22 protein-coding genes, 1 riboswitch and 1 other annotated feature are annotated in these 18,689 nt (G+C 43.1%); of the genes, 18 read left to right on the top strand and 4 right to left on the bottom strand.

What is annotated here, in order from left to right; translation table 11 throughout:
• Nucleotides 1-5 precede the first annotated feature (5 nt).
• The 6 genes from ACLGGR_RS03160 to ACLGGR_RS03135 all read left to right on the top strand — a co-directional run bounded on the left by ACLGGR_RS03160 (nucleotide 6) and on the right by ACLGGR_RS03135 (nucleotide 6,649).
• Nucleotides 6-1,016, top strand: coding sequence for an ABC transporter ATP-binding protein (locus ACLGGR_RS03160; RefSeq protein WP_410972476.1), 1,011 nt, complete (start codon nucleotides 6-8; stop codon nucleotides 1,014-1,016).
• On the top strand, nucleotides 1,016-2,638 hold the full coding sequence (locus tag ACLGGR_RS03155) for a peptide ABC transporter substrate-binding protein (protein ID WP_410972475.1): 1,623 nt from the start codon (nucleotides 1,016-1,018) through the stop codon (nucleotides 2,636-2,638). Before ACLGGR_RS03160 ends, ACLGGR_RS03155 begins: the two co-directional genes overlap by 1 nt.
• A 115-nt stretch (nucleotides 2,639-2,753) precedes the next feature.
• A complete protein-coding gene (locus ACLGGR_RS03150) occupies nucleotides 2,754-3,695 on the top strand; it encodes a S66 peptidase family protein (protein ID WP_410972474.1) in 942 nt (313 codons plus the stop codon).
• Nucleotides 3,692-4,771, top strand: a complete 1,080-nt coding sequence (locus tag ACLGGR_RS03145) for a mandelate racemase/muconate lactonizing enzyme family protein (protein ID WP_410972473.1) — start codon at nucleotides 3,692-3,694, stop codon at nucleotides 4,769-4,771. Before ACLGGR_RS03150 ends, ACLGGR_RS03145 begins: the two co-directional genes overlap by 4 nt.
• 2 nt (nucleotides 4,772-4,773) lie before the next feature.
• Nucleotides 4,774-5,691: a C40 family peptidase gene (locus tag ACLGGR_RS03140; RefSeq protein WP_410972614.1), complete on the top strand. Its 918-nt coding sequence runs from the start codon at nucleotides 4,774-4,776 to the stop codon at nucleotides 5,689-5,691.
• Nucleotides 5,681-6,649, top strand: coding sequence for an ABC transporter ATP-binding protein (locus tag ACLGGR_RS03135; RefSeq protein WP_224928072.1), 969 nt, complete (start codon nucleotides 5,681-5,683; stop codon nucleotides 6,647-6,649). The genes ACLGGR_RS03140 and ACLGGR_RS03135 overlap by 11 nt, the downstream gene beginning before the upstream one ends.
• Before the next feature lie 39 nt (nucleotides 6,650-6,688).
• Here the strand turns inward: ACLGGR_RS03135 and ACLGGR_RS03130 are convergent, their stop codons facing one another.
• Entirely contained in the window at nucleotides 6,689-7,570 is an 882-nt protein-coding gene (locus ACLGGR_RS03130; protein WP_251215591.1) for a dimethylarginine dimethylaminohydrolase family protein, read from the bottom strand.
• 179 nt (nucleotides 7,571-7,749) lie between these two features.
• Between ACLGGR_RS03130 and ACLGGR_RS03125 the strand changes: the two genes are divergently transcribed.
• The 5 genes from ACLGGR_RS03125 to ACLGGR_RS03105 all read left to right on the top strand — a co-directional run bounded on the left by ACLGGR_RS03125 (nucleotide 7,750) and on the right by ACLGGR_RS03105 (nucleotide 10,631).
• Entirely contained in the window at nucleotides 7,750-8,271 is a 522-nt protein-coding gene (locus tag ACLGGR_RS03125) for an acyl-CoA thioesterase (RefSeq protein ID WP_008346212.1), read from the top strand.
• 114 nt (nucleotides 8,272-8,385) lie between these two features.
• Nucleotides 8,386-8,712 (top strand): PadR family transcriptional regulator, encoded by a 327-nt coding sequence (locus ACLGGR_RS03120; protein ID WP_410972472.1) that lies wholly within the window; start codon nucleotides 8,386-8,388, stop codon nucleotides 8,710-8,712.
• Between the two features lie 4 nt (nucleotides 8,713-8,716).
• A complete protein-coding gene (locus ACLGGR_RS03115) occupies nucleotides 8,717-9,469 on the top strand; it encodes an HAAS domain-containing protein (protein WP_410972471.1) in 753 nt (250 codons plus the stop codon).
• Nucleotides 9,470-9,579: 110 nt separating this feature from the next.
• A complete protein-coding gene (locus ACLGGR_RS03110) occupies nucleotides 9,580-10,068 on the top strand; it encodes a small multi-drug export protein (RefSeq protein ID WP_142944603.1) in 489 nt (162 codons plus the stop codon).
• 17 nt (nucleotides 10,069-10,085) lie between these two features.
• A complete protein-coding gene (locus ACLGGR_RS03105; protein WP_410972470.1) occupies nucleotides 10,086-10,631 on the top strand; it encodes a GNAT family N-acetyltransferase in 546 nt (181 codons plus the stop codon).
• 17 nt (nucleotides 10,632-10,648) lie between these two features.
• Here the strand turns inward: ACLGGR_RS03105 and ACLGGR_RS03100 are convergent, their stop codons facing one another.
• Nucleotides 10,649-11,692 (bottom strand): bifunctional transcriptional activator/DNA repair enzyme AdaA, encoded by a 1,044-nt coding sequence (locus ACLGGR_RS03100; RefSeq protein ID WP_410972469.1) that lies wholly within the window; start codon nucleotides 11,690-11,692, stop codon nucleotides 10,649-10,651.
• Nucleotides 11,693-11,920: 228 nt separating this feature from the next.
• A complete protein-coding gene (locus tag ACLGGR_RS03095) occupies nucleotides 11,921-12,055 on the bottom strand; it encodes a YrzI family small protein (protein ID WP_080701185.1) in 135 nt (44 codons plus the stop codon).
• A gap of 221 nt (nucleotides 12,056-12,276) precedes the next feature.
• Nucleotides 12,277-12,386: riboswitch (guanidine-I (ykkC/yxkD leader) on the top strand.
• Between the two features lie 66 nt (nucleotides 12,387-12,452).
• Between ACLGGR_RS03095 and ACLGGR_RS03090 the strand changes: the two genes are divergently transcribed.
• Nucleotides 12,453-12,782, top strand: a complete 330-nt coding sequence (locus ACLGGR_RS03090; RefSeq protein WP_410972468.1) for a DMT family transporter — start codon at nucleotides 12,453-12,455, stop codon at nucleotides 12,780-12,782.
• Nucleotides 12,779-13,093, top strand: a complete 315-nt coding sequence (locus ACLGGR_RS03085; RefSeq protein WP_410972467.1) for a DMT family transporter — start codon at nucleotides 12,779-12,781, stop codon at nucleotides 13,091-13,093. The genes ACLGGR_RS03090 and ACLGGR_RS03085 overlap by 4 nt, the downstream gene beginning before the upstream one ends.
• A gap of 198 nt (nucleotides 13,094-13,291) precedes the next feature.
• Here the strand turns inward: ACLGGR_RS03085 and ACLGGR_RS03080 are convergent, their stop codons facing one another.
• Nucleotides 13,292-13,477, bottom strand: a complete 186-nt coding sequence (locus tag ACLGGR_RS03080) for a hypothetical protein (RefSeq protein ID WP_251215584.1) — start codon at nucleotides 13,475-13,477, stop codon at nucleotides 13,292-13,294.
• 161 nt (nucleotides 13,478-13,638) lie between these two features.
• Here ACLGGR_RS03080 and purU point away from each other — a divergent pair, with 161 nt between their 5' ends.
• The 5 genes from purU (at nucleotide 13,639) to ACLGGR_RS03055 (ending at nucleotide 18,601) form a co-directional block, all read left to right on the top strand.
• Nucleotides 13,639-14,541 (top strand): formyltetrahydrofolate deformylase, encoded by a 903-nt coding sequence (purU, locus tag ACLGGR_RS03075; RefSeq protein ID WP_410972466.1) that lies wholly within the window; start codon nucleotides 13,639-13,641, stop codon nucleotides 14,539-14,541.
• A gap of 43 nt (nucleotides 14,542-14,584) precedes the next feature.
• Nucleotides 14,585-14,803: a binding site (T-box leader), on the top strand.
• Between the two features lie 55 nt (nucleotides 14,804-14,858).
• Entirely contained in the window at nucleotides 14,859-15,956 is a 1,098-nt protein-coding gene (gene proB / locus ACLGGR_RS03070) for a glutamate 5-kinase (protein WP_410972465.1), read from the top strand.
• A 12-nt stretch (nucleotides 15,957-15,968) separates the two neighbouring features.
• Nucleotides 15,969-17,216: a glutamate-5-semialdehyde dehydrogenase gene (locus ACLGGR_RS03065; RefSeq protein WP_410972464.1), complete on the top strand. Its 1,248-nt coding sequence runs from the start codon at nucleotides 15,969-15,971 to the stop codon at nucleotides 17,214-17,216.
• A 124-nt stretch (nucleotides 17,217-17,340) separates the two neighbouring features.
• Nucleotides 17,341-18,477: a Rap family tetratricopeptide repeat protein gene (locus tag ACLGGR_RS03060; RefSeq protein ID WP_142944609.1), complete on the top strand. Its 1,137-nt coding sequence runs from the start codon at nucleotides 17,341-17,343 to the stop codon at nucleotides 18,475-18,477.
• Nucleotides 18,467-18,601: a hypothetical protein gene (locus tag ACLGGR_RS03055; RefSeq protein WP_048238660.1), complete on the top strand. Its 135-nt coding sequence runs from the start codon at nucleotides 18,467-18,469 to the stop codon at nucleotides 18,599-18,601. The genes ACLGGR_RS03060 and ACLGGR_RS03055 overlap by 11 nt, the downstream gene beginning before the upstream one ends.
• Nucleotides 18,602-18,689 lie beyond the last annotated feature (88 nt).

The raw sequence follows: 18,689 nt of genomic DNA, 5'->3' as shown, positions 1-18,689 counted from the left end.
GCGCTTTGAAAAAAGTTCTACAAATTATCGATCTGCACGTCAGCTTTCGGACATACGGCGGTTCAGTTCAAGCAGTACGCGGAGTGAATGTCGATGTATACGAAAAAGAAACCCTGGCCATTGTGGGAGAATCAGGTTGCGGGAAAAGTGTGACATCACAAAGCATTATGAGGCTTCTGCCTGCATACAGCTCGCATGTTGATCAGGGAGAAATCTGGTTTCAAGACCGCAACTTGCTGTCATTATCTGAAAAAGAAATGCGCGCCATACGAGGTGTGGATATTTCGATGATCTTCCAAGATCCTATGACGGCACTGAACCCAACCTTGACAATAGGGGATCAGCTGATGGAGGCGGCGAAGGAGCATCAAAAACTGACGAAAAAAGAAGTGCAAGAAGCCGCCATACAGATGCTTGATTTGGTCGGTATTCCGCAGCCGAAGGAGCGACTAAAGCAATATCCGCACCAATTCAGCGGGGGAATGAGGCAGCGGCTCATGATTGCCATGGCACTGATCTGTGAGCCAAAGGTACTGATCGCAGATGAACCGACGACCGCGCTGGATGTGACCATACAGGCACAAATTTTAGAGCTGTTTAAAGAGATTCAGAGGAAAACAGGGGTTACCATTATCTTAATCACACACGACTTAGGGGTCGTAGCCCAAGTCGCCGACCGGGTAGCGGTCATGTACGGAGGGAAAATGGTTGAAACCGGAACAAGACAAGATATTTTTTACAGTCCGCAGCATCCTTATACAAAAGGGCTCCTGCAATCTGTTCCAAGACTTGATATGAAAGATGAACTGATTCCGATTGAAGGAAGCCCGCCTGATTTATTTGCTCCGCCAAAGGGCTGTCCGTATACCGATCGCTGCCCGGCTGCCATGAAAGTATGTGATCATATCATGCCGCACGAAACGCAGCGGTCACCTACTCATACAGTGCATTGCTGGCTTCAGGATGAGCGAGCGAATCAAGCGATGTTATCTACAACACAAAGGGGGAGTTTTTGATGAGGAAAAAAGGGTGGATCATCAGTATTTGTTTGTTTATCATCATGCTGCTCGCTGGATGTACAGCCAATGAGCAAGCAGGTAAAGGATCATCAAGCGATAAGGATGAAAAGAAAGTATTAACCTTAAATAACGAAAACGAACCGACGTCATTTGACCCGCCGATTGGTTTTAATAATGTATCGTGGCAAGGGCTGAATAACTTAATGGAGGGATTAACGAGGCTGAATGAAAAGCACGAACCATCTCCTGCAATGGCGGAAAAATGGGAGATTTCAGAGGATGGAAAAACGTACACATTTCATTTAAGAGACGGTATCAAGTGGTCGAATGGTGACCCAGTGAAAGCGAGTGACTTTGAATATGCGTGGAAGCGTCTGCTCGATCCGAAAACAGGCTCCTCTGCATCGTTCTTAGCTTACATGATTGAAGGCGGAGAGGCATTTAACAGCGGAAAGGGAAAGAAAGAGGACGTAAAAGTCAGTGCTGAAAATGACAAAACACTAAAAGTCACATTGGCATACCCACAGAAATCGTTCTTAAATATGACCGCAAACCCTGCCTTTTTCCCTGTCAATGAGAAGATAGCTGAGAAGGACCCTAACTGGGCAAAGGACGCCAAAACCTTTGTTGGGAATGGACCGTTTCAGCTGACAGAATGGAAGCATGATGAGAGCTTCACTATGGAAAAAAGTGAGACGTATTGGGATAAAAAAACAGTCAAGCTGGATCAGGTAAAGTGGCTGATGATCAGTGATCGAAACACTGATTATCAAATGTATCAATCAGGAGATTTAGATACTGCCTTTGTCCCAGCAGAACAAAGTGAAAATTTGCTGAAAAATAAAGATGTGCAAATTGAAGATCAGGCCGGACTGTTCTTTTATCGTCTGAATGTGAACATGGAACCTTTTCAAAATAAGAACATTCGCAAAGCCTTTCAAATGGCGATCAATCCGCAAGATATCGTGGATTATGTAACAAAGAATAAAGAGAAGCCAGCTCGCGCCTTCGTTTCGCCGGGGATTCTAGATTCAAAGGGTGAGGATTTCAGAGAAGCTGGCGGCGATCTTGTCAAACAAGATACGAGTGAAGCTGCGAAGCTATTAGAAAAAGGGCTGAAAGAAGAGAACTATTCAAAGCTTCCGCCCGTCACATTAACATATAGTACAAAGCCTGAGAATAAGAAAAAAGCTGAAGCCATCCAGCAGCAATTAAAAGAAGCGCTGGGTGTGGACGTGAAGCTTGCAAACATGGAAGCCAATGTATTTGCAGAAGACCAAAAGGCGCTGAAATTCCAATTCTCGCAAAGTTCATTTTTAGCAGACTATGCAGATCCGATCAATTTCCTAGAGAGCTTCCAAACAGGGAATGCGATGAACCGGACTGGATGGTCAAACGACACCTATGATCAGCTCATTAAAAAGGCGAGCCAGGAAGCAGATGAACAAAAAAGAAACAGCATCCTTCATGATGCAGAGGCACTTCTCATTGAAGAAGCACCGATCATTCCAATTCATTTTTATAACCAAGTCCATTTACAAAAAGAGGGCGTGAAGGGAATTGTCCGCCACCCTGTTGGGTATATCGATTTGAAATGGGCGCAAGTAGACGGAGAGTAATTGAAGTAATGAGGAACACGGACGCTTTGAACAAAAGCGTCTGTTCCTTTATTCGTTCATGTTATAGAGAAGATGCCCATAGATTGAAAGAAACAAAGAGAAAGAGGGGATTGGCATGAACCAGCTGCCAGCAGCGCTTCAAACAGGGGATACGGTGGGAATTATTGCACCAGCAAGCCCGCCTGATGAATTGAAATTAGCAAAAGGGATTGCCTTTTTAGAAAGCCTCGGGCTGAAGGTGAAAAAAGGGAAGTATTTGGGCCGCCGGTACGGGTATTTAGCAGGACGTGATCATGAAAGAGTGGAAGATCTTCATGGCATGTTCCAAGATCCAGAAGTCAAAGCGATTATTTGTGCCTGCGGAGGGTACGGAACGGGAAGACTTGCGGAAGCCATTGACTATGACCTCATTCGCAGGAATCCAAAAATCTTTTGGGGTTACAGTGACATTACGTTTTTACATACGGCCATCCAGCAGCAGACGGGTCTTGTGACCTTTCATGGTCCAATGCTTTCCTCTGATGTGGGACTTGAAGAGGCCCATCCGTATACGAAGGATACCTTTTTGCAGCTGTTCACGCCAAAGGCCTTTACGTATACGCATCACTTGTCACCTCTTCATACCTTCTACCCCGGCACCGCTTCAGGTGACATCATAGGAGGGAATCTTGCCCTTATCGTGACAACACTTGGCACACCTTTTGAAATTGATACGAAGGGGAAGCTGTTATTCATTGAAGATATTGACGAAGAGCCGTATAAAATCGATCGCATGATGCAGCATCTTACCTCTGCTGGAAAATTGGATGATGCGGCTGGATTCATCATTGGAGATTTTCATCAATGTGAACCAAAAAAGAAAGACCAGTCCTTAACCTTGGAACAGCTATGGGAAACCTATATTGTCCCGCAAAAGAAACCTGCACTTGGCGGCTTTCGGATCGGTCATTCATCACCCAACTTTGCCATTCCAATGGGCGTGCAGGCTGCATTAGATGCGGAAGGGAAAAAACTGCACATTTCCCCAGGGGTCGCAGCGAAAGAGGCGATCAAATGAAAATCGTGGATGTTCGTACATGCAGAACGAGTGTACCGCTAAAAAAGCCTTTCAAAACCGCTTTAAGAACGGTGTATGACGCAGCATCCCTAATCGTCATCATCACATATGATCAAGGTGACGTCAGCTACGGAGAGGCAGTTCCCACATCGGTGATTACAGGAGAAACTTTGGAAAGCATCGACTATGCCATCTGTGAAGTCATTAGACCCATTTTGCTCGGGGCTTCCTTGGCAGAGTATGAACAAATCTTTTCTGCTATGAACCGCGTGCTTGCATGCAACACAAGCGCAAAGGCTGCGATCGATATGGCCATTTATGATGGCTTAGCAAAGCAGGCAGGACTTCCGCTTTATCAATACCTTGGCGGATATCGTCATCAGCTCGAAACCGACTATACAGTCAGTGTAAACCGTCCGCTTGAGATGGCGGAAGATGCGAAGCAATACGCAGCTGAAGGCTTTCAGACGTTAAAGGTTAAAGTAGGAAAAGATGATATACACACAGATATTCAGCGGATCAAGCGGATTCGAGAAAAAATCGGGCCGGATATTCAGATCAGGCTCGACGCAAATCAGGGCTGGACGTGGAAGGAAGCGATCATAGCCATTCGAAAAATGGAAGCGCTGGATATTGAACTAGTAGAACAGCCAGTGCCGAAGGAAGATATTGAAGGCCTGCGCCGTGTGACGGAAGCAACTGAAACATTGATTATGGCAGACGAAAGCATTTTCAGTTTTCATGATGCCATCAAGGTGCTTGAAACGAGAAGCTGTGATCTGATCAATTTAAAATTAATGAAATCAGGCGGCATAAAAGAAGCACTAAAAATCAATGCCCTAGCTGAAGCATACGGTGTTCAGTGCATGGTTGGCAGTATGATTGAGTCAAAGCTTGGCATTACAGCCGCCGCACATTTCGCCGCAAGCCAGCCGAATATCACCCGCTGCGATTTTGATGCCCCGCTTATGCTGAAAGAGGACATGATAGACGGAGGAATCGTCTACAAAGGAAAAGATATATTTTTACCGCTGCATCATGGGTTAGGCATTCAAGGGGTGAAAGGAGTCTCATGATGATGATATATGAATCAAAGGTTCCAGTCGCTAACGTATGGACAGCGCCGCAGTCTCCGAGAGAAATCGATCGAAAGGTACTTCAGGACTCCATCAACATCAAAGAATGGATTGACCAGCAAACATATGAAGAAAAGCTGGCTTTATGTGAAGAAAATTTGATTCAATCTCAAGTACTGCTCGGTGAACGAGTGATTGGATTAGAAGAGGCAGATGGCTGGATGAAAGTCGTCATTCCACAGCAGGCCAGCCGGAAACATCCAGAAGGCTATCCAGGCTATATACCTGCTGAGCAATTAAAGCAAGTAACAGAGGGAAGTGCGCCAGCTGCATCTCTTATCGTTTGTCAGAAAAAAGCCACGCTATATCAAAACGGGGAACCCGATATGGAGATTAGCTTTTTAACAGAGCTGGCAGCAGTTAAAGAAACAGATGATCAATTTCATGTTGTCACCCCATTAGGAATAAGAGAAATCAACAAAGCGGATGTACGTCCAGCTTCACATGCTTACTCTTTGACCGGCAAAGATGTCGTAGACGCAGGAAAACAATTTATGGGTCTTTCATATTTATGGGGAGGCATGAGCAGCTTTGGCTATGATTGTTCAGGCTTTGCTTACAGCATGTACAAAGCGTGCGGATATCTTTTGCCGAGAGACGCAAGTGACCAAGCAGTTCAAGGAACACCGGTTACATCAAGCCATTTAGAACAAGGCGACTTGCTGTTTTTTGCAAATGAAAACGGAAAGGGAGCGGTCCGCCATGTAGGGATCTACGCTGGGAACGGGATGATGCTTCATTCGCCTAAAACCGGCAGACAAATTGAGCTTCTCTCCCTTTCTGGCACTTCATATGAAAAGGAATGGGCAGGTGCAAGGCGGTATTTACCAAGCGAGAGGAGGAGCGATCATGACAGTTGAACCACTTTTACAAGTAAACAACCTTAAAAAACATTTTCATCTATCGAAAGGGAGAACCTTAAAAGCGCTGGATGGTGTCTCTTTTCAGCTGAAACAAGGAGAAACCTTTGGTCTCGTTGGTGAGTCTGGCTGCGGCAAATCTACACTTGGAAAAGTGCTCATGCGTCTTTATGAACCAACAGATGGTGAAGCCTTATATGAAGGGAAAAGTCTTCACCACCTTTCTAAAAAAGAATCATTTGATTTCAACCGGCAAATGCAAATGGTCTTTCAAGATCCGTATTCCTCCCTAAATCCAAGACTGTCAGTAAAAGATATTATGCTGGAGCCAATGGAGATTCATCAGCTTTATGGCAGTCAAAAGAAAAGGATTGCCCGCGTGAAAGAACTGCTTGAAGCGGTAGGATTAAGCTATGATTTTGCCACCCGCTATCCGCACGAATTTAGCGGGGGACAGAGGCAGAGAATCGGCATTGCAAGAGCACTTGCCTTAGCGCCAAAGTTTATTGTGGCAGATGAGCCGATTTCTGCACTAGACGTCTCCGTTCAAGCGCAGGTCGTGAACCTGCTGAAAAAACTGCAAAAAGAGGAAGGATTAACATTTCTCTTTATTGCACATGACTTGTCGATGGTGAAATATATTAGTGACCGAATCGGTGTCATGTATTTAGGTCATCTCGTTGAATTGACGACGAGTGATGCACTATATCAAACACCGCTTCACCCATATACACAAGCCTTGCTGTCTGCAATCCCTATTCCAGATCCTGACGTAGAGGACAAGCGCAAAAGGTTCATTTTAAAAGGAGAAATTCCAAGTCCAGTGAACCCGCCAAGCGGCTGTGTATTTCGAACAAGATGTCCTGCCGCAATGGATGTGTGTGCTGAAAAAAAGCCAGTATTACAAGCAGTGGAAGAAGGACATGAAGTCGCCTGTCATTTATACAATAGAAAATAGGACAAGCCCGATAAAAAGCCAGCAAGTAGACAAACTGTTCTACATGCTGGCTTTTTTAGTGGATGAACGCCGAATAGGCAATGTGCAGCATCTGAAAGAGCCGCCAGATTTAATAATTTCCGAAAAGTCCACTTCAATAACGGTGTACCCGTGAGCGGTTAATAAAGCATTTGTTTCTTGGTTGCTGGGCAAGCTGATCACTTTTTTCTGCCCAATGGATAAAACATTGGGTCCAAGTGTGAATTGCTCTTGTTCACTGATTTCAATCAGATCATAATACGTTTTGAGCAGCTGGAGATCCTCTTGTTTGAACGCTTCAGGATAAATGAATAACTCGTCATGAGACAGAATATTCATCACACAATCAAGATGCAAAATGTGAGGAGGAAGGTGAATCGGAATGATGTCGTGATCAGGCAGTTCCTTTTTGAGCTGATAAATAGCGGCTGGGCTGGTTCTTTTGCTCGTGCCAACAAACACACGGTTCTGATCCACAAGCACATCGCCGCCTTCAATCGTTCCGTCTGTCAAGGTGACAGCTGACCACCCTTTTGCCTGTGCCCATTCTTTAAGGTATTGTTCTTCCCCTTGCCGAACCGGAGCGGCCATCTTTGAAACAAACAGTGTATGTCCAATCGTAAACCCAATATCCCGAGTGAAGACTTGCTCAGGGAATTGGTCATTTGCAGGGAGCAGGATGGGCCGTACTTGATGATCTTTAAGTGTCTGGATCAATTGCTTATGCTGAGCGACTGCTTTCATTTGAGAAATATTTTCTTTCACAAAATGTTTCTGGGTTTCATTGATAATTTGTTTGATTTCCATATAAATAGGACTGCATAAAAGAACTTCTTGTAAATCGTCATATTCACTCATGCATTGCGGCATTTTGTATAATTGCTCTGCTTTCATAGAATCCATTAAATGGCCTCCTTGTTCGTTCATAGTTCTATTATTCCTTCTTCTAGTCATGGTTGAAACATTTCCGAAAGAAAATCTCTCACATAAGACTAAAGCAAAAAGTTTAGACAAACCTAAAAGAATAGTGTTTAATAAAAGTCGTTCCGCATCCACGAAAACTGCAAGAAGGAGCTATGATGATGAGTGAAGAAAATTTCAAATACTGCAAGGAATCGAAAGTTGTTAAAACCAGCAGGGTATTCCCTCTCGATACGAATAACCACCAAACGTTATTTGGCGGGAAATTAATGAGTTATATAGATGACATTGCCTCCATCTCGGCAGCAAGACACAGCCGCAGTGAAACGGTTACAGCTTCAATGGATTCTGTTGACTTTTTAGAGCCGATTGGACAAAAGGAGTCAGTATGCTTGGAATCCTATGTCACATGGGTCGGTACGTCTTCTATGGAAGTGTTCGTCAAGGTCATTAAAGAAAACTTGATGTCTGGAGAGCGCAGACTCGCAGCGACTTCATTTCTGACATTTGTCTCATTAGATGAAAACGGAAAGCCTAAACGAGTCCCGCAGGTGATGCCGGAAACAGAAGAAGAGATCATGCTTCATCAAACAGCGAAGCAGCGAGCAGAGGAAAGAAAAAGCCGCCGAAAGCATAGTAAGGCGCTTGCTGACGCACTTGGGACAGATAAACCTTGGGCGTAAAAATCACCCTTTAAGCGGTGATTTTTTTCTATGTCGGTATCTTGCATGGCAAGATAGTGTATGATAAGATGAAGCTATCTTGTGGTGCAAGGTACTGGAATCGGAGGAACAATCATGACAACATCCACACAAATGCTAAAAGGAATTTTAGAAGGCTGCCTGCTGTCGATTATTTCTGAGGGCGAAATTTATGGGTATGAAATGACGAAGAAGCTCGCGCATTATGGGTTTGACCAAATAAGTGAAGGCAGTATCTATCCGATTTTGCTGCGTATGCAAAAGGAACAGCTGGTGACCACTGTTACAAAAGCGTCAGCAAGCGGGCCGAAAAGAAAGTACTATACGCTCACACAAGCGGGAGAACAAGCGCTCACAGAGTTTATTGCCCGCTGGAATGAGCTTTCAAAAAATGTAAACCTCTTATTACAAAAAGGGAAGTGAGATTATGGTATCAAAAGAAACGAGACACATTCTACTAGAGCTGCAACTTTATCTCATATCAAAGGGAAAAAATCAGGATGAGATTGATGAGTTGATGGACGAACTGACAGCACATGCAGTTGAAGCTGAAAAAGACGGCAAAACAGGGGAGGATGTGTTTGGCGGAGATCCGCGGAGCTATGCTGATGAACTGGCAAAAGAGCTGTCAGGAAATCATAAAGACTGGGTGCCATTCGTCAGTGCTTTCTTAATTGGATCTCTTTTTTACATGATGTTAGCAGATGCCATCAGTCAAAGTTTATCGTATTCTTGGTATGCACTCATTGGTTATCCTCTGATTATAGTGTCCAATGTGATCATGACCATTGTGATGTTTAGAGCTTCAGCCTTTCAAACAAGCAGGAGGGCATTCTTTTACTTTTGGATATTAGGTGTTTTTCAGATGACAGTCTTGATAACAGTGAAATTATTGGATCAAAAACTTGGTACACCTTTACTTGTGCTGACCTCGAGCCAAAGATGGGGCGTCATTCTTCTTTTGCTGCTGTGCATTGTCTTATTAAATGCCATATTAAAGGCGAATATGGTGTCGCTCATTCCGCTGATCTTCTTCGGACCGCAGCTCCTATTCGAATGGCTTGGATGGACATCGCCTCTGATGCTTCTTTTCACAAGTCTGCTATCCATTGTCATTTTAGTCTTGCTCACGATTGTTTTTTTACGGAAAACAAACAAGAAAAATGAACACTCAATGTAATTAGAGCACATCTCTTGCGATGTGCTTTTCTTTTTCTAAAAAAATGTAGAAATGGAATTGTATTTTTCATTACAATGGGGAGAGGACAAAAATGAAAAGGGGTTCTGTTTTTGGATATCTTATGGGGATATGTACTCGTTTTTGTATTGGCTGCTTTGCCTTTTTTTGAAGTGATTGGTGTCGTTCCATTCGCAATCTTAAGTGGGTTGCATCCTGTGACAACGGCTGTAATTGGATTCATCGGCAACTTTCTCACAGTTTTGCTTCTCATTGTGTTTGTGGACCGGTTTAAAGCATGGTGGTTAAAGAGAAAAGAAGAGAAAGGTGATGAAAAAGGAGAGAAAAAGCAGCTGCGGGCGAGAAAAATTTGGGAACGATACGGTCTGCCTGGATTAGCGCTCATTGGTCCTTTTATCATCGGCAGTCATTTAGCGGCCTTGATGTGCATGAGCTTCGGAACGAAAAGAAGGCAAGTCGCGGTGTGGATGACCGTCAGTTTAATGATGTGGACAGCGCTGGCTGCTAGTTTAACCGGTGCGGGCTTCCATTACTTTGCCCCAGATTCAAATGGGTTGTTCGGAGATATTTTTAGCAAGTAAAAAAGGGAGGGTCATCAATGACACATCAAATAAGGACAGTGCTTGAAACAGAGCGCCTTAAACTGAGAACGATGAATGAACATGATGCGTCATTTTTATATGAGGAGCTGTTCCAGGATGAAGAAGTGATGAAGTATTATCCTTCTTTGAAGGATGAACAGCAGACAAAAGAGTGGATTGCATGGAATCAAAAAAATGACCGCATGTACCACACCTCTCTATGGATCATTGAAGATAAAGAAACAAATGAACGACTTGGACAAAGCGGAATTGTCCTGCAAAATATCGAAGGACAAACGGAGCTTGAGATCGGCTATATGCTAAAGAAAGCGGCGTGGGGGAATGGCTATGCTGCTGAGGCCGCAAAAGGCTGTCTTACCTATGGATTTGAAGAAATGAAGGTCAGACGGATGGTCAGCTTAATTCGTCCTGAGAATAAAGCGTCAGTGAAGGTCGCTTTAAAAATGGGCATGAAAAAAGAAAAAACCATTTCAAAATGGGACCAAATCATAGATGTATACAGCATTACCCGTAATGGAGAAAACGGCTCGCTTACCGAATAAGCAGAGCCGTTTTCCTTTTATTCACGCTGTTCTAACTGAAGCAAATATTTCTTCCGTTCAATCCCCCCGCCGTAGCCTCCAAGCTCACCACTTGTTTGAATCACGCGGTGGCAAGGAATGATAATCGCCAATTGATTGGCACCATTTGCATTACCAACGGCACGAACCAAATGCGGATCACCAAGTTTCGTGGCTAGATCTCGATAGGATCTCGTTTCTCCTGCTGGAATGCGTGAGAGCTGGTCCCACACCTTCATTTGAAAAGGGGTGCCATGTAAGGAAAGTGGTACAGTAAATTTGGTCAGCTTTTTCTCAAAATATAATGCCAATTCCTTTGCTAATTGCTGATGAACGTTTGTTTCTCCAACTAAAATGCGGGCATGATGCTTCTTTCTTAATGATTCAATTTCTTTTTCGAGTCCCCGCCTGTCCATAAATTCCAGTAAATACACATGTGTGGTATCTGTCACGCTGATCATCCGCCCGATTGGTGTGGAAATAAAATTAGCATAGAGAATGTGAATCTGTGCTTTTTTAGGTGGATTTCCCATGATTTTCGTAAATGCATCATTGAAGGCGCTTGAAGATTCATAGCCGAAGGTGACCTGCTGATCGATCACTTTTTTTCCGTTCAAAATTTCTTTAAAGGCAAGTCCCATTCGGCGTGATCTTGCATATTGAACAAAGGTCATGCCGTAAATGTCTTTGAATTTTCTTCGAGCTGTGGCAGAGTGAATCCCTAATTGGCGAAAGTCCTCTTCCTTCCAGCGTTTCTCGGGATTTTTTTCTACTGCTGAAACGAGTGTTTTGACTTCTTCAGGAATGCTGTTAGGGTATGTTAATGGTGTGCAGCGCTTGCATGGGCGATACCCTGCCAGCAGTGCTTCCTCCGCTGTAAAGAAAAACTCACAGTTTTCATATTTTGGCTTTCTAGCCGTACATGTGGCATGACAGAAGATACCGGTTGTCTTAATACAGGCAAAGAATGTACCGTCATATTGCGGATTCTTGTCAACAAGTGCTTGATAAAATTCATGTTTTTGTTCATCGGTCATCATCATATGAATCCACCTCTTGATTTTTTAAAATGTTTTTCAGCATTGTTAGGAGTACAACGGATGATCTGTAAATGCATCATCCTAAAGTTGAACGTTCATCACATCAATCTGATTTCATTATATCAGCGGTGTGATCGTTGCCGTACCCGGAATAGATCCTTCTCCCTCGTATCACAATCAAGCATCATAAACGTGTCAATCTCCTTCTTTTCTCATTTTTCACTTCATGTTTTAGTTCATATATTTTAGCTGCTTCTGTTTCATTTCTTCATAAAATGCTTCGACTTCTTGTTCGTAAAGAACGGTCTCCATGTCCTTGTATTTACGCTTGATCGTCAATGTCATAAAAAATAAATGAATTATCATATATGTTTGTTTCCCTTCAGTTCGCAGCCCCCGAAATAGCCCGCAAATCTTTTTTATCAGTTAAATTGTTTCTAACCCTTAGTATACGGCGGTCCCATAAAATTTCTTTCGAAAAATGAACAAGTATATTTGTGTGTGGCAAGCAAAGCGGTAGACCGGTATTTCGGGGTGTGATACACTTTTTTATACAGAATCTGCTATATGCTAGATCTGTTCATAATGACTTGGTTTTCTAGGGTTCCGTGCGGGTGGCGCAGTCTGGACCGAGAGAAAACACATAGGGTCTACACAATAGACCGTATGGACACGGAGGGATAAAAGCCCGGGAGATTTGATCAAACGATCGATTTCCAGGCTTTTTTTGTTGGTTGGAATCGTTCAGAAAGGAAGGGATCTAATGAAATGGGGAAATGTCTTGATTGCGGCGGTCTTTGAAGTCGGCTGGGTGATGGGATTGAAATATGCTGACTCTTTATTGGAATGGACTGCAACCATCGTTTGTATTGTCGTCAGCTTTTATTTACTCCTGAAAGCCACGACTGTACTGCCAGTTGGCACACTTTATGCCGTTTTCACCGGACTTGGGACAGCAGGTACTGTCATAGTAGGTATGGGAATGGGTGAGCCGGTCCAGCTAGTGAAATTACTTTTAATCATGGTGCTTTTAAGTGGTGTATTAGGGCTCAAACTGACCACAGGTGAAAAGAAAGGGGAGACTGAATCATGAGCTGGCTTTTACTCATTGGGGCAGGCATTTTAGAAATGCTCTGTGTCACCATGATGAATCAATTCCAGAAAGACCGGCATGTCAAATGGATTTTATTCATTGCAGCTGGCTTTTCGCTGTCCTTTCTCATGCTCTCCCTTGCAATGAATACAATTCCGATGGGAACGGCATACGCCATTTGGACTGGCATTGGAACTGCTGGAGGAGCCATTGTTGGCATGCTGTTTTACGGTGAGTCGAAGGACGCAAAACGTATTTTCTTTATCGCACTGATTTTATCTGCGGCGGTCGGGTTAAAAATCATTGAATAAGAAAAAGGCTGGCAGAGAGATGCCAGCCTCAGCATGTAGACAAACCCTTGCATTCTTTGTCAGGCCTGCGCGCGGGTACTCACGAATGTCAAATTCGCTCCGTTCCGGTGCTCGCCCTTCCTAGGGCTGCAAAGGTTTTCTATCACGCTGAAAAAGTAGAAAAAGGGCTAAAATAAAAATCATTTTAGCCCTTTTTTGTTACATCGAATGATGATTGGAATCGTTTTCATTTTTGCGGTAAAGCTGACTCACTAGAAGAAAACAGACACCAAATGTGAGCAAAGGAATGAGTCTCTCGCCGGCCATAAAAAGATAAATACCCGTGATCAGACATACGATGCCGAGCCAAAAGCTCACTTTACCAAACAAAGTCATGTTTTTCATCTCCATCACTCCTTTTGTAATAAAAGGTCTACTCACATTATATCACGCTAGGTGCAGAATTGAATGAATATTCAATAAAAAACAGGCTCTCCATTGCTTTTTCTCTTTCCAGTCCAGTATAATATTTCATTAGAATGAAAACGTAAATGAGGTCATGATACATGAGAACATTGATTACAGAGAAACTTGAATTACACAGACAAAAGCACGAGCAAAAAGGCAGATTGCTTGTCAGCTGCCCGGATCAGCCTGGTATTGTATCAGCTGTTTCTTCCTTTTTATTTGAGCACGGAGCGAACATCATTGAATCCAGCCAATACACAACCAATCATGAAAGCGGCCGGTTCTTTTTAAGAATTGAATTTGATTGGAAAGACATCTCGGCGAATATGGATCAATTGAAAAATAGCTTTGAGCCAATCGCAGCATCATTTCAAATGACGTGGAGCATGTCGCGTGCAAGTGAGCTTAAAAAGCTGGCAATCTTTGTGTCAAAAGAGCTTCATTGTTTAAATGAGCTTCTGTGGGAATGGCAAAGTGGAAATTTAATGGCCGAAATCGCAGTTGTGATCAGCAATCATGAAACGGCAAAAGATACAGTAGAAGCACTTGGGATCCCATTCCATTTTGTAAAGGCGAACAAAGATATTCGCAAAGAAGCTGAAAAAGAGCAGCTCGCCCTATTAGAAGAGTACGACATTGATGCGGTTGTGCTTGCTAGATACATGCAAATTTTAACGCCTGGATTTATTGAAGAGCATCCGAACAAAATCATTAATATTCATCATTCCTTCCTGCCAGCGTTTATTGGTGCAAACCCATACAAGCGGGCATATGAACGGGGAGTCAAATTAATTGGTGCGACTTCTCATTATGTCACCAATGATTTAGACGAAGGGCCAATCATTGAACAGGATATTGAGCGTGTAGATCACCGGGATGATGCGGAAGCACTAAAAAATATTGGCCGGACAATTGAGCGCAGTGTGCTTGCACGTGCTGTCAAATGGCACCTGGAAGATCGAATTATTGTTCATGAGAATAAAACGATTGTCTTTAATTGACCGCTTGACTTTTCTTTAGCAATTGGTGATAATATAAAAAAATTAACGAGCGTTGAAAAGGAATAGTAAGCAGGAACTGGTGCGTAAAGAGAGCAAATGATGTGCTGAAACATTTGCCGCAGACAGCTGCTGAACCTGCCCTTTGAGCCTTAGAGGAAAAATCTAAGCGCGTGCCTGGCGTTACAGGAGTTGAGTGGAATAAGCAGATCGCATGCTTATTCAATGAAGGTGGTACCACGGAAAATCCCTTTTCGTCCTTTACATAAGGAGAAAAAGGGATTTTTTTGTGCCTAAAGGTATAGCGGAGGGAATCAAGGATGAAAAAGCAAAGGATCGTCATAAAAATTGGCAGCAGTTCATTAACAGAGCAAAAAGGAGCCATTGATGAACAAAAGATGCAGGATCATGTAAGAGCGATAGCAAAGCTCAAAGAAGCAGGGCATGAAATCATTTTAATTTCGTCAGGAGCCGTTGCAGCAGGATTTGGCAGCTTAGGCTATCCATCAAGACCTGTGACCTTAAAGGGGAAACAGGCAGCTGCCGCCGTTGGTCAGGGCTTGTTAATGCAGAAATATACAGAGCTTTTTTCACAGTTTCACATGACACCTGCTCAAATGCTTTTAACACGTAATGACTTTTCAGATCGAACAAGGTATCGAAATGCTTACGCAACGATGATGGAGCTGCTGGAAAGAAAGATTTTGCCGATCATAAATGAAAATGATTCAGTCTCGATCGAGGAGCTTACCTTTGGGGATAATGACATGCTGTCGGCTCTTGTTAGTGGATTAATCCATGCAGACCAATTGATCATATTAACAGACATCAATGGCATTTATGATGCAAATCCAAATGAGCATCCTGAGGCGAAGCGGTTTGATGTATTGACCCACATTTCAGAAGAATTGTTTTCATATGCGAAGAGCACTGGTTCAAAGGTTGGAACAGGCGGAATGAAATCGAAGCTGTCTGCTGCACAAACGGCACTATCACTTGGCGTGAAAGTCTTCATTGGCACAGGCACTGGGGAAGACAAGCTGCTTCGCATTCTTGCGGGGCAAGGTGATGGAACGTATATCGGTGAACAGGATTTATCAGCTGTGAACAACCGTCGTCAATGGATTCAATTCCACTCACCGGTCTCTGGAAAGATCATGATTGATGCAGGAGCAGAAGCGGCGATTTTGCATAATGGCAGAAGCCTTCTTCCGGCAGGAGTCATTGATGTCGCTGGTGACTTTTCTAAAGGAGAGGTTGTAGAAGTCGTCGGTCCAAACGGATTAGTTGGGAAGGGGCAAACCTTGTACGCATCCGATGAGCTTCTCGGCATTAAAGGAATGAGAAGTGACGAGCTTTCAAATGAGAAGCCTGAGGTCATACACCGGGATCACTGGGTACAGCATGTACAAAACTGAGGAGGGAATACGATGAATGAAGTTCTTGAAAAAGCAAAAAAAGCAAGTGCAGCCAAAGATCAGCTGCTCCTAAAAACGACGGAACAAAAAAATGCTGCCCTGCACGCCATTGCGATTGCACTAAAAGCATCTTCAGCTTATTTAATGGAGGAAAACCAAAAGGATGTTCAGGCTGCTGAGGAAAAGCAGTTCACGCCATCTGTCATTGACCGGATCACACTCACGGAAGAGAGAATTGAAGCCATTGCAGACGCGACTCTTCAACTCATTCAGCTAAAAGACCCAATTGGTGAAACGTTAGAAACCATTCAAAAAGAAAACGGTCTGTTCATCGAAAAGGTCCGTGTACCCCTTGGAACGGTTGGAATGATTTATGAAGCAAGACCAAACGTGACAGTAGATGCTGCGACCCTTTGCTTGAAAACGGGGAATGCTGTTATACTGCGCGGAAGCTCCTCTGCTATTCATAGTAATAAAGCGATTGTCAAGGTGATACATGAAGCGCTTCAAACGACGGATATTCCTGTAGACAGTGTGCAATTGATTGAAGATACAGGCCGTGAAACGGCGAAAACGCTGTTCACCTTAAATGAATATCTGGATGTCCTCATTCCGCGCGGCGGGAAGAATTTAATTGATCTTGTCGTGAGAGAGTCGACTGTGCCAGTGCTTGAGACAGGTGCAGGAAATTGTCATATCTACATTGATGAAACAGCAAAAAACGAAATGGCTGAGCGGATTGTGCTGAATGCCAAAACCCAAAGACCATCTGTTTGTAATGCGATCGAGAGCATTGTCATTCATGAAACATGGGCAAAAACATACGGTGCTTCGCTATTTGAAGCCCTTCAATCAAATGGGGTAGAGATACGCGGGGATGAAGCCGTTTGCGCGCTTGCTCCTAGTGCTGCATTAGCGAAAGCAGAGGACTATGCAACGGAGTTTTTAGCACCAATTGTCAGTATTAAAATTGTAGAAAACATAGAAGAAGCGATTCATCATATTCAAACATATAGCTCCAAGCACTCTGAAGCGATCATTACGGAAAATGATGAGCATGCAGCCCTTTTCTTAACAGCTGTCGATGCTGCCGCTGTCTATCATAATGCCTCTACTCGTTTCACAGATGGCTTTGAATTCGGCTATGGAGCAGAAATAGGCATTAGTACACAAAAACTTCATGCAAGAGGGCCAATGGGTCTGCCAGCCTTAACGTCTGAAAAATTTGTCATTCGTGGCCAAGGACAAATAAGAGAATAAGGAATTTAAAAGAGAGTCTTGTGACAACAGGCTCTCTTTTTCCTTTCATTTTTGTATTTCTCCGGTCAAGTATGATAAAATATGGTAATGTTTTATATTTTGAGAAGATTGGAGAAGGCAACGTATGGCGAAAATCATTCCCTCTTCGGATATTGGAGTGAAAATCAACAAGTGGTATGAATTAATCCGCAGATTTGATTCAGAACAAGCAGAACAGTTAAAACAGGAAATTCGCACCTCTCTTGATTCAATGGAAGAAGATCAGAATTTGCTTCTCTATTTTTCTTTAATGGAATTTAGGCATGAGGTCATGCTCGATTATTTAAAGCCATTAAAGGAAGGAAAGCTTCGCGCCAACTTTTCCGAGCTTTCGAAAGAAATAGATGAGCATCAAACGCATGTCACAGGCATGCTTGAATACTACTATCATTTTTTCAGAGGCATGTATGAATTCGGACGTAGGGAGTACATTGCTGCCATATCGTCTTATCAAAAGGCAGAGCACAAGCTATCTTTTGTATCAGATGATATTGAACGTGCGGAATTTCATTTTAAAATGTCAGAAATATATTACCACATGAAACAAACACATATCTCAATGCACCACGCTAAACTAGCGCTGGATGTTTATGTTCAGCATGAACTGTATGCGCTTCGCACCATTCAGTGTGAATTTATTGTGGCCGGTAACTACGATGATATGAGAAGACATGAAAAAGCATTACCACATCTCGAAAAAGCACTTGCGAGATCAAGAGAGTTTCAGAATGTGCGTTTTATTGCCTCCTCTTTGTTTAATATGGGCAACAGTTATTACCGAATGGGAGACTTGAGCCGCGCACTCGAATTAATGAAAGAATCCATCTCGTTATTTGATCAAAATCAATCCGATCATCTTCGTCGATCTATAGACCCTCTTTATACAGCCGCTCAGATATTATACAAACAAGGAAAACACGAAGAAGCATTACACTACAGAGAAGAATGTATGAAGCGAGCAGAAGCTCTTCAAGATGACATTCATATACAGAAAACCATCTTTCTAGAAGCATTGTATTTAAGACAAGATGCTGAGCATATCAAACGTATTTTCCATTTTTTAGAGTCTGCCTATGCATATCCAGATATAGAGGAACTGGCATTAGATACCGCGAAGTATTATAATGAAATGGAGGATTATGAAAAATCTTCCATGTTCTATAGGGAAGCGGAACATGCTCGAATCTATATTCAGAGAGGGGATTGTTTATATGAATTTTAAAAAATGGGCAGTCGTCTGTACAAGCATCACCATCATGGCATTGTGGCTGGCAGGTGCAAATACCGACCCAGATAACAGAAACCACACGCTAGAACAACCGAATCCGCAGCATGATATCATCTAAAAGCCCTTGTTAAAGGGCTTTTTTTTACTGCCTAAACACAATTCTGCGGGAGATGTTCATAAAAAGGATATGAGGAGGAAAACTTAAA

It is taken from the genome of Bacillus sp. BD48, assembly GCF_046566805.1.
GTDB classification, from domain to species: domain Bacteria; phylum Bacillota; class Bacilli; order Bacillales; family Bacillaceae; genus Bacillus; species Bacillus safensis.
The sequence above is the reverse complement of the archived record's forward strand: the minus strand, read 5'-3'. Positions and strand labels throughout refer to the sequence as shown.

Excerpts from the sequence above, each read along its gene's own strand:
- ACLGGR_RS03155 (WP_410972475.1), top strand. The coding sequence starts at position 1,016 with ATGAGGAAAAAAGGGTGGATCATCAGTATTTGTTTGTTTATCATCATG.
- ACLGGR_RS03150 (WP_410972474.1), top strand. The coding sequence starts at position 2,754 with ATGAACCAGCTGCCAGCAGCGCTTCAAACAGGGGATACGGTGGGAATT.
- ACLGGR_RS03145 (WP_410972473.1), top strand. The coding sequence starts at position 3,692 with ATGAAAATCGTGGATGTTCGTACATGCAGAACGAGTGTACCGCTAAAA.
- ACLGGR_RS03140 (WP_410972614.1), top strand. The coding sequence starts at position 4,774 with ATGATATATGAATCAAAGGTTCCAGTCGCTAACGTATGGACAGCGCCG.
- ACLGGR_RS03135 (WP_224928072.1), top strand. The coding sequence starts at position 5,681 with ATGACAGTTGAACCACTTTTACAAGTAAACAACCTTAAAAAACATTTT.
- ACLGGR_RS03130 (WP_251215591.1), bottom strand. The coding sequence starts at position 7,570 with ATGGATTCTATGAAAGCAGAGCAATTATACAAAATGCCGCAATGCATG.
- ACLGGR_RS03125 (WP_008346212.1), top strand. The coding sequence starts at position 7,750 with ATGAGTGAAGAAAATTTCAAATACTGCAAGGAATCGAAAGTTGTTAAA.
- ACLGGR_RS03120 (WP_410972472.1), top strand. The coding sequence starts at position 8,386 with ATGACAACATCCACACAAATGCTAAAAGGAATTTTAGAAGGCTGCCTG.
- ACLGGR_RS03115 (WP_410972471.1), top strand. The coding sequence starts at position 8,717 with ATGGTATCAAAAGAAACGAGACACATTCTACTAGAGCTGCAACTTTAT.
- ACLGGR_RS03105 (WP_410972470.1), top strand. The coding sequence starts at position 10,086 with ATGACACATCAAATAAGGACAGTGCTTGAAACAGAGCGCCTTAAACTG.
- ACLGGR_RS03100 (WP_410972469.1), bottom strand. The coding sequence starts at position 11,692 with ATGATGATGACCGATGAACAAAAACATGAATTTTATCAAGCACTTGTT.
- ACLGGR_RS03095 (WP_080701185.1), bottom strand. The coding sequence starts at position 12,055 with ATGATAATTCATTTATTTTTTATGACATTGACGATCAAGCGTAAATAC.
- ACLGGR_RS03090 (WP_410972468.1), top strand. The coding sequence starts at position 12,453 with ATGAAATGGGGAAATGTCTTGATTGCGGCGGTCTTTGAAGTCGGCTGG.
- ACLGGR_RS03085 (WP_410972467.1), top strand. The coding sequence starts at position 12,779 with ATGAGCTGGCTTTTACTCATTGGGGCAGGCATTTTAGAAATGCTCTGT.
- ACLGGR_RS03080 (WP_251215584.1), bottom strand. The coding sequence starts at position 13,477 with ATGAAAAACATGACTTTGTTTGGTAAAGTGAGCTTTTGGCTCGGCATC.
- purU (WP_410972466.1), top strand. The coding sequence starts at position 13,639 with ATGAGAACATTGATTACAGAGAAACTTGAATTACACAGACAAAAGCAC.
- proB (WP_410972465.1), top strand. The coding sequence starts at position 14,859 with ATGAAAAAGCAAAGGATCGTCATAAAAATTGGCAGCAGTTCATTAACA.
- ACLGGR_RS03065 (WP_410972464.1), top strand. The coding sequence starts at position 15,969 with ATGAATGAAGTTCTTGAAAAAGCAAAAAAAGCAAGTGCAGCCAAAGAT.
- ACLGGR_RS03060 (WP_142944609.1), top strand. The coding sequence starts at position 17,341 with ATGGCGAAAATCATTCCCTCTTCGGATATTGGAGTGAAAATCAACAAG.
- ACLGGR_RS03055 (WP_048238660.1), top strand. The coding sequence starts at position 18,467 with ATGAATTTTAAAAAATGGGCAGTCGTCTGTACAAGCATCACCATCATG.